This is a genomic window from Mucilaginibacter sp. UYNi724 (assembly GCF_054057495.1).
In genome coordinates this window covers 1-13,205 of the sequence record NZ_JBSRZI010000024.1, presented here as the reverse complement: position 1 = coordinate 13,205, position 13,205 = coordinate 1, and the positions used below count along the sequence as shown (strand labels likewise).

The 13,205-nt window shown below is 42.2% G+C and carries 11 protein-coding genes and 1 tRNA gene; 10 read left to right on the top strand and 2 right to left on the bottom strand.

The annotated features are described in order from the left end of the window. Window positions 1-5: 5 nt before the first annotated feature. The 4 genes from ACVW0P_RS21465 (at window position 6) to ACVW0P_RS21450 (ending at window position 3,427) form a co-directional block, all read left to right on the top strand. Window positions 6-605, top strand: a complete 600-nt coding sequence (locus ACVW0P_RS21465) for a DUF6088 family protein (RefSeq protein WP_457133875.1) — start codon at window positions 6-8, stop codon at window positions 603-605. Next, the gene (locus tag ACVW0P_RS21460; protein WP_457133874.1) at window positions 595-1,554 is read left to right on the top strand and encodes a nucleotidyl transferase AbiEii/AbiGii toxin family protein; all 960 of its coding nucleotides are present in this window, start codon (window positions 595-597) and stop codon (window positions 1,552-1,554) included. Before ACVW0P_RS21465 ends, ACVW0P_RS21460 begins: the two co-directional genes overlap by 11 nt. A 161-nt stretch (window positions 1,555-1,715) precedes the next feature. Further along, window positions 1,716-1,877, top strand: a complete 162-nt coding sequence (locus tag ACVW0P_RS21455) for a hypothetical protein (protein WP_457133873.1) — start codon at window positions 1,716-1,718, stop codon at window positions 1,875-1,877. Continuing rightward, window positions 1,874-3,427, top strand: a complete 1,554-nt coding sequence (locus ACVW0P_RS21450; RefSeq protein ID WP_457133891.1) for a recombinase family protein — start codon at window positions 1,874-1,876, stop codon at window positions 3,425-3,427. Before ACVW0P_RS21455 ends, ACVW0P_RS21450 begins: the two co-directional genes overlap by 4 nt. On the opposite strand, the gene ACVW0P_RS21445 is transcribed toward ACVW0P_RS21450, so the two are convergent. Further along, window positions 3,387-3,460, bottom strand: a tRNA-Met gene (locus tag ACVW0P_RS21445). The genes ACVW0P_RS21450 and ACVW0P_RS21445 overlap by 41 nt on opposite strands. A gap of 156 nt (window positions 3,461-3,616) precedes the next feature. On the opposite strand from ACVW0P_RS21445, the gene ACVW0P_RS21440 reads away from it, so the two are divergent. The 3 genes from ACVW0P_RS21440 (at window position 3,617) to ACVW0P_RS21430 (ending at window position 6,810) form a co-directional block, all read left to right on the top strand. Then, window positions 3,617-3,997: an START-like domain-containing protein gene (locus ACVW0P_RS21440; protein WP_354432170.1), complete on the top strand. Its 381-nt coding sequence runs from the start codon at window positions 3,617-3,619 to the stop codon at window positions 3,995-3,997. A gap of 95 nt (window positions 3,998-4,092) precedes the next feature. Then, window positions 4,093-5,511, top strand: coding sequence for an LptF/LptG family permease (locus tag ACVW0P_RS21435; RefSeq protein ID WP_457133872.1), 1,419 nt, complete (start codon window positions 4,093-4,095; stop codon window positions 5,509-5,511). A 93-nt stretch (window positions 5,512-5,604) separates the two neighbouring features. After that, window positions 5,605-6,810, top strand: a complete 1,206-nt coding sequence (locus tag ACVW0P_RS21430; protein WP_457133871.1) for a bifunctional 3,4-dihydroxy-2-butanone-4-phosphate synthase/GTP cyclohydrolase II — start codon at window positions 5,605-5,607, stop codon at window positions 6,808-6,810. 3 nt (window positions 6,811-6,813) lie between these two features. Here ACVW0P_RS21430 and ACVW0P_RS21425 read toward each other — a convergent pair whose 3' ends face one another. Further along, window positions 6,814-11,361, bottom strand: coding sequence for a translocation/assembly module TamB domain-containing protein (locus ACVW0P_RS21425; RefSeq protein ID WP_457133870.1), 4,548 nt, complete (start codon window positions 11,359-11,361; stop codon window positions 6,814-6,816). 97 nt (window positions 11,362-11,458) lie between these two features. Between ACVW0P_RS21425 and tsaD the strand changes: the two genes are divergently transcribed. From tsaD to ACVW0P_RS21410, 3 genes are all read left to right on the top strand, one after another. Further along, entirely contained in the window at window positions 11,459-12,460 is a 1,002-nt protein-coding gene (tsaD, locus tag ACVW0P_RS21420) for a tRNA (adenosine(37)-N6)-threonylcarbamoyltransferase complex transferase subunit TsaD (protein WP_457133869.1), read from the top strand. Window positions 12,461-12,545: 85 nt separating this feature from the next. Beyond that, complete coding sequence (locus ACVW0P_RS21415; protein ID WP_322230910.1) at window positions 12,546-12,716, top strand: hypothetical protein; 171 nt, start codon at window positions 12,546-12,548, stop codon at window positions 12,714-12,716. A 5-nt stretch (window positions 12,717-12,721) separates the two neighbouring features. Further along, a complete protein-coding gene (locus ACVW0P_RS21410; protein WP_457133868.1) occupies window positions 12,722-13,114 on the top strand; it encodes a contact-dependent growth inhibition system immunity protein in 393 nt (130 codons plus the stop codon). Window positions 13,115-13,205: the final 91 nt, after the last annotated feature.

Genomic DNA, 13,205 nt, shown 5'->3' with positions numbered 1-13,205 from the left:
ATGTTATGGCAAAGCTTGATGAACTAAAAAAGCACCTGAAAAGGGGTAAAGTATATCGTCGGACGGATTTAGCCGAATGGTCTAAATCGGTTGACCGGCATTTGGATATATTGACTAAAGACGGAACGCTGCAAAAACTTTCGCAGGGGGTGTATTATTTCCCGAAGGAATCCGTATTTGGCAAAACGCCGCCAAAGGAAGAAGACCTGGTACGCACTTTTCTGAAGGATGACCGTTTCCTGCTTACCTCTCCAAATGCTTATAACAGCCTCGGGGTTGGTGCTACGCAACTCTATAACAAAAGAGTGGTATACAACCACAAACGGCACGGCGAGTTTAAACTGGGTAACCGTAAGTTCAATTTTCAGATCAAACATCATTTCCCTGAAAAACTGACCGAAGAGTTCCTGCTGGTGGATATGGTGAATAACCTTGATAAAATAGCAGAAGACCAGGACAGCCTTTTGAAAAACATAGTATCTAAAGCATTTTCCATGAACAGGAAAAAACTACAGCAATCTTTGACCGCTTATGGGAGCGCTAAAGCAAAAAAAATGCTCAGTTCTATATTAGCACCTAAAATGACAAATGATTATGCCGGATAAGTATCTTCATGACCACAGAGATTTTCCTGACCTGCTGCGTATTCTGGAGGAGGAAACGGGCATCCAGTCCGGGCTGATCGAGAAGGATTATTGGATCATGCACGTTTTAGCGGGGTTAAAATCACTTGATCTTAACTTTGAATTGAAAGGCGGAACATCACTCTCGAAAGCTTATCATATTATTGACCGCTTCTCCGAAGATATTGATATACACATTACCCCGCCAGCAGCGTTTGGGATAAACGAGAACCCTAAAAATAACAAACCCAATAATGTGGCCGCGCGGAAAAGCTTTTATGACTGGCTTGCCGAAAACATCAAAATAGATGGTATTATTTCCGTGGTAAGGGATCATGCTTTTGATGATGAAAGAAACTACCGTAGTGGCGGTATCCGGCTGATCTACAAGAGTAGCACATCTGCTATCACAGGAGTTAAAGAAGGTATCCTGTTAGAAGTCGGCTTTGACACCGTTACGCCGAACAGGCAGGTCGCGATCAGTTCGTGGGCTTATGACAAAGCAAGTGGTATACAGGCTATAAAAGTTATAGATAACCGGGCGAAAGACATCATCTGTTATCATCCCGGATATACCTTTGTGGAGAAGTTGCAGACCATTGCCACGAAGTTCCGCAATGAAAAAAACAGACCCGAAAACAGTAAGGTTAATTTCATGCGCCAGTACTATGACATATGTTGCCTGTTAGCAGACGAGGAAGTACAGCAATTTATCGGCACACCCGAATATCTCAAGCATAAAGAGATCCGCTTCCCTGTCGAAGATTTTGCTATTCCCCTCGCTGAGAACGAAGCTTTCCTGCTGAATGAACCGAAGATAAAAGCTGATTTTATCAAACGCTATCAGTCCACCGCTGCGCTTTACTATAAGGGCCAGCCTGATTTTGATGAACTGCTGAAGCGGATTAAAGAAAATATCCATAGGTTTTAGCCAAAGATTAAATTCAGAGAGAACTGGAACTGATCAATAAAGTTGAAGAAATAGCTGTGCTGGTAGATTAACCCCAGAAATTAATATCGCTGTAGTACCGAAGTACTTGTCAAATAATCCCTAAAAATCCACTCAAAATTGTATCCTTAAACGGGTGCGATATGAACAACAGGACGGTAAAGAAAAAGAAAATAACGCCCGAAGAAGCAGTGCAGATCTTAAAAAAAAGTGGGCTTGAAGTTACTGTTCAGGAAGCAAAAAACATCTTGGAATTACTATATATTTTAGCTAAATTAGAGATAGATCATAACTTAAAACGATGAAAATAGCCGATTTATATATCAGGGTGAGCACGGATGAGCAAGCGGATAAAGGGTATTCGCAGCGCGGGCAGGAAGAGGTTTTAACAAGGTATTGCGACCTTCGGGAAATCAAGATCAGGAAAGTTATTTATGAGGATCATTCCGCTAAATCTTTCAAAAGGCCGGAATGGCAAAAACTATTAATTGACCTTAAAAAGAAGCGGGGACAATCCGACTTGATCCTCTTTACAAAATGGGACCGTTTCAGTAGAAATGCTGGAGATGCTTATCAGATGATTAGTATCCTGGCCGATTTAGGTGTCGAGCCACAAGCTATCGAACAACCGCTTGATATTACTATTCCCGAAAATAAATTAATGCTGGCTATTTATCTTGCCCAACCGGAAGTTGAAAACGACCGCAGGGCGTTAAATACTTTTTTCGGGGTGCGCAGGGCCAGGAAAGAAGGCCGATGGATGGGACAGGCCGTAATTGGCTACGTCAATAAAACCACGGAGGAAGGTAAGAAATACATCTGTCCGAAAGAACCCGAGGCAGAAATTATGCGTTGGGTTTACAAAGAACTGGCCACAGGAAACTGGTTCATCGATCAGATCTGGAGAACCGCAAGAGAAAAAGGTTTGTCATGCGGCAGAAAGAATTTTTGGCAGATCATCCGTAACCCGGTTTACTGCGGAAAAATATTCATTTCAAAATATAAAGACGAAGAAGCACACCTTGTCAAAGGAAGCCACGAGCCATTGATCTCAGAAAGTCTTTTTGATGAGGTAATGGATGTTTTGGATGGCAGAAAGAAAACAGCTAAGACAAAAATATCCTCACCGGATGAATTGCCTCTCCGGGGTTTCTTAATTTGCCCAAAATGCGGCTATATGCTGACCGGTAGTGCATCTAAAGGATGTCGCCGGTATTACCACTACTATCATTGCTTTACGAAGTGTGGGGTCAGGTTTAATGCCAAAATTGTAAATGACGCATTTGAAAAGCAACTTGAAAAATATGCACTAAACCCGGCCGTGATCGGCCTGTATAAAAAGATCATCACCGATACCTACGAAGACACGGTTAACGAAGGCAAGGGCGACCTCGCTTTGTACAAACGCCAGTTAAATGAGTATTCCGCTAAAGTTTCAAAAGCAAGAGATCTTTTATTGAAGGGAGACTTGGAGGCTTCAGACTATAGGGATATTAAGCATGATTGTGAGCGACAGGGATCAATAATCGAAGGAAAACTGGTTGAACTGTCCGGAAAATCAAGCGGTATCGGACCACTTTTAGATAAGGCTTTGAGGAATATGTCAAAACTGCCTGAAATATATCAAAGTGCTGATCCTCAAGGTAAAAGGCATATCATTAGTTCGATGTACCCCGAAAATCTCACTTTTGACGGAGAGCTACATCGAACTACGAGAGTAAATGAAGCAATCCGCGTTTTTGATAGCGTGAAGGCTGTTTTTGAGGCAAAAAATAAGGGCAAATCTGCTAAAAAAGCTGACTTGCCCGTTAAGGTAGCGGGGAGCAGGATCGAACTGCCGACCTCAGGGTTATGAATCCTGCGCTCTAACCATCTGAGCTACCCCGCCGAAAAAAATATGGTTAGCTAAATTTACTTTAGCGCCCTTTTGTAGTCATATCAATGATACTTCCGAAAAAGGTTTGCAAATATAGCAGAAATTCGCTTCCTTTAGAAAAAATGTTAACTTTTACCCCCTGATTGATTTTTGTAACTATTGACCCCTATGTCCGAGAAGAAGAAATTTAATATAGAGTACGAGATAAAATCGTCACCCAGAATACTATACACTTTCCTGAACGAAGCAAACGGCCTTACCCAATGGTTTGCAGATGATGTGAGCGTTCGTGACCAGATCTATACCTTTACATGGGATGATGAGAAGCAAAACGCCAAATTAGTATCCCTCAAAGAGAACAAACTGGTACGTTTTAAATGGCTCGACGACGAACCCCAATGCTATTTTGAAATGGAGATCATACAGGACGAACTGACAAATGATGTTGCCCTAAGCATTACTGATTTTGCCACCGAAGAAACCATTGCCGAACGTAAACTGATATGGGATAACCAGATCGATTACCTCATAAGCACCCTGGGCGCTTAAGCACTTTTATTTCCCTATTTTTGTATCAGCGAAACTGAGCCGCATGCAATTAATTGCAAGCATAAACGTTTCTGTCCCTGTATACAAACGCCCTGATGAAAAAAATACATCTGTTACTGCTTAAATCATTTATAAGGCCTTTTATAGTAACCTTATTAATAGTGATGTTTGTACTGCTGATGTTATTTTTGTTTAAGTACATCGATGACCTTATTGGTAAAGGTTTTCAATGGTATATCATCCTGGAACTGATGATGTACAACTCGGCCACTAATCTGGCTATGGCATTACCGTTGTCTGTTCTTCTCTCATCCATCATGACGTACGGTAACCTTGGTGAAAACTACGAGTTGGTGGCTATCAAATCGGCAGGTATCTCGTTACGCCGCGCCATGTACCCTATGATGGTAGTTGTTTTGGTGATTAGTATCGCTGCTTTTGCTTTTTCGGACTACATGTTGCCGATAGCTAATCTTAAATATTTCTCGTTACTATATGATGCCCGCAAACAAAAATCTGCCGATCTGCTCCCCGAGAATATTTTTAGTAACCGTTTCCCGGGATACACTATTCGGGTAAAACATAAAGATCCCGATGGACAAACGCTGCACGATATCATGATATATCATAAAGGAACGCTGGAAACAAACCTGGACGTTACCTTCGCAAAATCGGGTTTAATGTACCGTTCTAAGGATGACCTGTTCCTGATACTAAAATTAAGAGATGGTATAATGTACCAGGAGGAGCCGGGCGACCAGGGTAATAGTATGCCAAGGCAGCGTTTAAGGCGTTTCAGGTTTGGAGAAACCGAGCAAAAGTTTGATCTTTCTGGATTTGCGATGAAACGGACCGACGAGAGCGAGTTTCGAAATGCATCGCAAATGATGAATCTTAAGCAATTGCAGCATTACGTCGACTCATCTAAAACACTTCTTGATAGCAACGTTAAAGTAAATTATGCGCTGTTATCAGCATATATGAAATATACAACGGTGCCGGCAAAATCAAAAGTGAAAGCTTTTCCTGCCGATAGCATTAAGATGAATGGACAGAGCGAAAAAATCAGCGCCTTCAATAACGCTTTAAGCGAAGTACACCAGATACAGGATGTTTTAAGGAACCGTGCCGAGATGCATAAAGATACTAACCGGGGTATTCGCCGTTACGTGCTGGAGTATCAGAAAAAATTTACCCTTGGCGCAGCATGTATAGTGTTGTTTTTAATAGGGGCGCCACTGGGGGCTATAATCCGTAAAGGGGGCCTTGGGCTGCCTGTGGTGGTATCTGTTATCTTCTTCCTTATATACTACATCATCGGCACTATTGGCGAAAAATCTGCCAAAGAGGGCGATCTGTCGCCGTTGGTTGGCGCATGGGTATCTATTATCGTGTTGTTTCCCATAGGCCTTTTCTTAAGCTATAAAGCAGCAACAGATTCGGCAATATTTGATATGGACCTGTACAAGCGTTTCTTTAAGCGCTTTAAGCTGCGTAAAACCAAGCCGGTATAGTTTTACAAAATACCGACCTTATTCCACTTATTATCGTATAAATTTGTACAACATCAGCTTATCATAGCTGATCCCTACAAAAGAAAATCAAAAATGCTAAATACTATACCGGAAGCTATCGAAGCTATAAAAGCAGGCAAAACCATTATTGTGGTTGATGATGAAGACCGCGAAAACGAGGGCGACTTTTTAACTGCAGCCCGCAACGCAACGCCCGAAACCATCAACTTTATGGTTAAATATGGCCGTGGTTTGGTTTGTACCCCTATAACTAAAGAGCGCGCGCACCAGCTTGAGCTTGAGCCAATGGTAAGCCGTAACACAACATCGCACGAAACTAATTTTACCGTATCGGTAGATCTGTTGGGCCATGGTTGTACCACAGGTATTTCAGCTACCGACCGTTCAAAAACAACTTTGGCCCTGATAGACCCCGCCACCAAACCTGCCGACTTAGGCAGACCGGGGCATATATTTCCGTTAATCGCTAAAGACGGTGGCGTACTGCGCCGTTCGGGCCATACCGAAGCCGCTATAGATCTTTCCGTTTTAGCAGGGTTTGAACCTGCAGGTGTCATCTGCGAAATAATGAAGGAAGATGGCGACATGGCCCGTTTGCCCGAATTATTGGTGATGGCCAGAGAATTAGACCTTAAGATAGTTTCTATAAAAGACCTCATCGCTTACCGCTTAAACACCGAATCGATGGTACGCAAGGAGGTATCTGTAAAGATGCCTACCGAGTGGGGCGATTTTGATATGATAGCCTACACGCAACTGGATACCGGCGAAAATCACCTTGCCCTTGTTAAAGGGGAATGGGAGCCTAACGAACCTGTTTTAGTGCGCGTACACAGCTCTTGTGTTACCGGTGATATATTCGGGTCGTGCCGTTGCGATTGTGGGCCACAGCTACATAAAGCTATGGAGATCATCAGCAAAGAGGGTAAAGGTGTTATTGTTTACATGAACCAGGAAGGCCGCGGCATTGGGCTGGTAAATAAACTAAAAGCATACCATTTGCAGGAAAATGGGCTCGACACCGTTGAGGCTAACATCAAATTGGGTTTCCAGATGGATCAGCGCGATTACGGTATCGGCGCGCAAATTTTGCGTAGCCTGGGTATCTCAAAAATGCGTTTACTTACCAATAATCCTAAAAAACGCGCGGGCCTTATTGGTTACGGTTTAGAAGTGGTTGAGAACCTGCCGATAGAGATTGCATCAAACCCACATAACGAAGCCTACCTGCGTACCAAACGCGATAAAATGGATCACGCTATTATGCGCGAGCATTAATTACTAATTGTCGCCTTCTGTATCCTCGTTGTTTCTATCGTCTGATGATTTGGACGGAGTTGGGGTATTTATGGTTGTAGCGGGCACGGGGGTAGGGCTTACAGGCGCTCTATCACGGCGGCTTTGCCTGAAAATGTTCCTCAAAAATTCGCCAAAGGTGTCAAAATCGCGTTGGTAAACCAAACCGATTCCATTTACATATTGTACACCAAGCTGGTCGTTAATACTGTTCAGCGTAGTGCTGTTCAGCGCACGGTACGAGTAACGGCCCCTCAAGTTACCGTCTTTACGGATCAGGTACTGAATCTCAAAATCTTTTGTCAGCGTTCTAAAGTCAGTATTCAACAAACTCTGGCGGTTGTTAAAAAGATCGCTGGTGCCGCTGTTTGAGTACAAACTGCCGTTGATGATCAGCCTGTCGTTCAGGAATTTTAAAGATGCGCTCGCGTCATTGAATGACCGTATATTCAAATCGAAATATTTGATGTTGGACTGAGAGATAAAGCTATTTAGTTTATTAAAGGCAAACTCGCTTACAGCCTCGCCGGCCGTACCCAATACCTGGTTAGTTAAGTTACTACCCGTGCCAGATGCAAAGCTTCGCCTTACAATAATGCTTAGTGCCTGCTGGCTTCGGTTATTATTATCGGCAAGGTAGGTGTTCAAATCATCCTTAATAGATGGATCTACCGGGAAGTTAAAATTGAAATCGATATTTGGTTGCAGGAGCGATTTTGTCAGTATCAGCTCAGCTTGTACCAATACCTGTTTAGGTTGGGGTGCTTGCAGGCCGGCAGCTGTATAAAGTGGTGCGATATTGGTACGCACCTCATACACCGCTTTAAGGTTAATTTCCGCGTTTGACGGGTTGCCCGTCCAGCGGATGGTACCACCCTGGTTAACCACAAAGTTTTTACTGATGAAATCCTTAGCGGTAAATTCAAACTTACCCGATGTTATTCCGAAGTCGCCAAACATCTCAAAATCGCCAAGGCTATTAATATTTAAGCGTAAATTCTTGGCTGTTCCAGTACCTTCTAAAACGCCATAATCGGTACTTATCCTAACGGTAGTTTGTTCGTCAATTGTTAAATCGAAATTCAGTGTAACGCCGTTAAAAGCCTTAATTTTATCGATAACTTTTTTGGTAGTGTCGTTATGGTCAACCCAGCGGATAAAATCATAATCGGCCGCGGTAGATGATGTATTAAGCGGAATATTAAATACGGTACCTGCTTCGGTACTTGCCTTTATATCGATCTTCATGTTATCGATAGGGCCGGTAAAGCTAAATGTACCACTGCCATAGGCCACACCATAATAAAGGTGATTATCCTTAAAAGTTGTATTTAGCGCCATTAGGTTTTTGGCTTCCAGCGATATGTCCAGCGTAGGGTTCGAGATATTGTTCAGGTCCACCGTCCCGTTAGCTTCGCCTGTGCCACCGCGAATATCCTTCAATATCATCTTATCTATTTTGACAATACTGTTGGCTACCGTTAGCTTATCATTTACCGTGTAGGCCGTTTTTAGGTAATTTACCGTGATGCCCGTATTATCTAATGACACTGTTCCGTTAAGTGCCGGCTTAGACGGCGGACCCGTAAGTTTGAGGTTGGCCGATACGGCTCCTTTAACGTTAGATACAAGGTCTCTTATAAATGGCTCGAATATAATAGCCTCGGTATGGTCCATCTTTATATCAAAGTCCAGCTTGTCGTCGGTTTCGTTGCCAAGCGTATATACGCCGGCAATGTTCATGGTTTCCAAGCCTTTGTTTGTAATATTAAGCTTAACATTGGCCAGCCCGCGGTCGTTATCAAGGTTTGAAACGATCTTAACGTCACCTACCAATGTCTTGTTCATCATTAACGAATCGATCCCGAGGTTGGCATCAACGCCCGGCTTTTTAATGATAGATGTAAGCGTTACATCACCATTTAATGAACCTTTAAGCACTATACCCGATGTTTTGGTAAGCTGATTAAGCGTTGCCATGCTAAACTTTTCGAATTGTACTTTCAGCTTATCCGCGGGGTTGTCAGATATGAAACCATTTATCCTCACCTTTTGCACCCCGTTAGACAGTTCGAAGCCCGATACCTGGGTTTTGCCATCCAGTAAACGGATGCGTACCTGGTCCTGGATCTTCCAGTTCTCACGCTCCAGCACCACATCAGATGGCAGGATCTTCAACTTGGCGGTAGTGTCGCGCCCAAACTCCACCAAACCGTAAAGGTCTAATTGGTTGGCCGCATCCTTATCAGATAACTTAACGTTAAAATTCAAGCTATCATGCTTCAGGAAGTTGGTAATGTTAATATTTTTGATGTACAAGCTATCCGATAGGTCCACCCGGTTTAGGGAAACGTTCAGCCCCAGGAAATCGTCGGTTGTGCTTTCATCAATAATGAAATCGTGGAATACGATTTTACCCAGTTTAATGGTTTTGATGTATCCGTTTAGCGTAGCGGTTTTATTCACCGAATTAAACTTACCTACAAAACTGCCTTGCTCCGGTATTTTAAGCTCGGGCATAAATATAGCTGTGAAAGGATCAATGTTCTTAATCGTCAGGTTAAAATCAAAGTTTTGCGGCTTAGGGGGCGTTATCTCCGTTTTAAGCGACGGGATATATTTTTTGGCGATGGTTTTAAAATAAGAGGGTAGTGTAGCCAAATCGTAACTACCTTTAATGCTGCCATCGGCAAGGTCGGATTTTAGGGATATAACCCTTGCATCACCTTTGCCATTTGCGGTTAGCGCTACGGTATCTACCACGTAATTATTACGTGGGTTTACTATCCTGATCTTGGTTAGCAGGATGCTGCCATCCAGGTTATCCAGGTTATTGCCCGAGAAGTTTGTATTTAGGTCGGTGCTGAGTGTAATGGTATCTTTCAGAAGTTTTAACTGGCGCAGTTTCGCGTTAGTTACATTTCCTTTAAAGTCAAATATAGGCAGTTTGGGGTTAAGGTTAACACTGCCGACAAGGGCAAGCTGCAGGTTTTTATCTTTTATGGATAGCTTACCTGCGGCCGTTTTGTGATTGAATGTGCCACTGGTTACAATATTGTTATAGGTGTAGCCCTTAAATTGGAACGAGGCAACTTTTGCATCGCCGCGTGCAGCCAGGTTTTTAAGCTCGTCGCCACGGCCGGTTACGTTTGCCGATAGTGTGGTGCGGCCAATGCTCTTGTTATCTAATAAAGTACCCAGGTCGAAGTTGCTGGTGGTTACCTTCCCACTATAGCTTGGTACGCCCGCTTTGTTAATTTTTAGGTTAATATCAGGGTCAAAACGGCCCAATTTTGTCTTAAAAGTTCCAAAAGCCACAAAATCGTTTTGCACACCGGTAAACCTGCCCGTAAAATTTACGTTGCCAAACTTGCCAACAATGGCGGGTACTTTGGCGTTTGGTTTGCCGGTAAAATGCTGGTATAAATAATCCAGGTCTTTTTTATTGGTGGCGATCTGGTCAAATTTTAATTGCAGGAAGGTGTTGTTCCAATCCGGCAATCCTGTGAGGTTAAAATCGCCTTTAATAAATGTTGCCTGGGCGGCAGTTATAGTTACGCCTTTGGTTTTAAGGTTATTCACCAAACCACGTACGCGGCCGTCAATGCCCAGTTCAAAAGTGGTTTTATCCAGCGTACTGGTAAAATAGGCGATATCTTTTGATGAGAGGCGCGAAGTTTTAAAATCGGCATCTAAATTTACTTTATTCTCAAAATCATCAAAATCGCTAAACGATTTAAACTTCATCCTGAAGAAATTGCGCACGTTGGAGTTTGCGGTTTGGATGTTTAAATTTTGCAGCAATACCTGGTTGGTATCTATCGTGGCATTCGAGTTGAAATTTCTAACAAAAAAGCCGCTCTTTTCTTTCAATGTTAAACCGCCGACACGTGCCTTAAAAAGATGGTTTCGCAGGTCCATATTGCGGATAATAGTGCTAAAATTACGCACATCAATATCATTAAAGTTTACCCCTTTAACCAGTTCGTTTCGCAGGCTGTTCTTATATTTAAAATGGAAGTTATTAACGGCGATCTTATCGAAGGTTAGCGTCCACGGTTTACTTTTGGTTTTTGTGGTATCGCCCGAGTTAAAGTAATCCAGCACAAACTTAAGGTTAGTAGTGCTATCCTTCAATTTTTTGAGGTAGAACGCCCCGCTGTCCAATTGGATGGAGGCGAAATTGATTTTCTTTTGCTTGATGCTGTTTAAAAGGGAAAAGCCGCTTAACTCCACCGCTAATTTTGGTGTGCTTAAAAGCGTGTCCTGTTGTTTATCCAGTATGTATAAACCTTCTAATACAACCGACGAGAATGGTTTAATGTAAAGGCTTTTTATATCAACTTTGGTGTTGAGTTCTTTAGACAGGTAAGCAGTAGCCTTTTTTGCGGCCCATGTTTGTACCGGCTTGTACTGAAATAGCAATAACGTAATGCTTATCAGTAACAAAATTATCAATACGATGCTTAACGCTATTTTGAGTACTTTTTTAATAACTTTGTATTTAAATAGAAATTCAAAAGTAAAATTCAAAAACGCACTAAGTGTTTTACTTTTTGAATTTATTTATGACTTATTCAAAAGTTATCAGGTTTTTAACTTTTAACTTTTGATTTTTTGACTTAACAACGTGCCTGTAATATTAGCTATCGAATCTTCTTGTGATGAAACCTCTGCATCTGTTTGTGTGGATGGGCAGATCCTGAGCAATGTTATTGCTAATCAAACCATTCATGAACTTTACGGAGGTGTTGTCCCTGAGCTTGCCTCAAGGGTTCATCAGCAAAATATTGTTCCTGCCGTTCAACAAGCATTATTAAACGCAAAAGTAAGCAAAAATGATATTGATGCAGTAGCTTTTACACGCGGACCGGGCCTTTTAGGGTCACTTTTAGTAGGTGTTTCGTTTGCTAAGGCTTTTGCGCTTGCTAAAAACCTGCCGCTGATTGATATTAACCACATGCAGGCCCATATCCTGGCGCATTTTATTGCCGATAAAAAGCCCTCATTCCCATTCCTTTGCCTCACCGTATCGGGCGGGCATACCCAAATAGTTTTGGTGAAAGACTATTTTGATATGGAGGTAATTGGCCAGACACTTGATGACGCAGCCGGCGAGGCGATGGATAAAACAAGCAAGATACTTGGCTTGCCATATCCCGGTGGCCCATTGATAGATAAGCATGCCCGTACCGGTAACCCGGATGCATACAAATTCCCCGAGCCGCAGATCCCCGGCTTTGATTTTAGCTTTAGCGGAGTTAAAACTGCTATCCTATATTTTATCAGGGATAACGTAGCTGCTAACCCAAACTTTATACAAGAGAACCTAAATGATATTTGCGCCTCGGTAGAGAAACGTATTGCTACTATCCTGCTGAATAAATTAAAGCGCGCCGCCGCTGACTATAATATTAAAGATATAGCATTAGCGGGTGGGGTATCTGCCAATACGGGCTTACGTGAAAGCCTCACCAAAATGGGTGCTGAAAACGGGTGGAACGTTTTTATACCAAAATTTGAATACTGTACCGATAACGCGGCCATGATAGCCATTGCCGGTTATTATAAATATTTAAAAGGCGAATTTGCCGGGCAGGAGATAGCCCCGCTGGCAAGGATGCCGATGTAGGTTGGATTATAGTTGATGGTTCATAGTTATAGCTGCGCCATTTTGTTAAATATTCTCCATAACTATTAACCATGAACTATTTACTATGAACATTCCTTCACTTATATTTTGGGCGGTTTTTGTGCTGCCGCTTGTTGCTTTTTTAGTTTGGCTGATGCGCCAAGATAAGCGCAAAGGCATTACCGGCCTTATCGTATTAGCCATTATGGTTGTGGGCTGTATCGCTTATATGTACTGGAAAACAGGCGGTAAGTAAATTGTATGGAGAATAATTGGAAATTCAAGACGCTACGCAACCTTGAAAAGATTCCGAAATACGACTCCGGACAACCGTCTTATTTAGTTAAGCGTTGTAATGAATTGTTAGATCAGCCGTTAAATGATTTTTCGGTTGAAGATATCAGAATAATGGTTGGACAGCAGATAGGCCTTGACTATTTGGTTCCTTTGTCTTTTGATTATTTAAATTCAGATATTTTGGCAGAAGGCGATTACTATCCAGGAGATTTATTAACTGCAATGTTAAAAGTAGATAGCGCTTTTTGGGATAAGAACAGAAAACTATTTAATGAATTAGCCGGGCTTGTAAAAATAAATTACGATCTGTTGATCGAACCCAATGTTTCTCCAGCTCTATTAAAGCAGTTTTACTGAGTAGTCCTGAAATAGGTTGACTGTTTTTGATTACACAAACATTGATAAAAAAGCTCAAACATTCACCAAAGATGTTTGAGCTTTTTTGTTG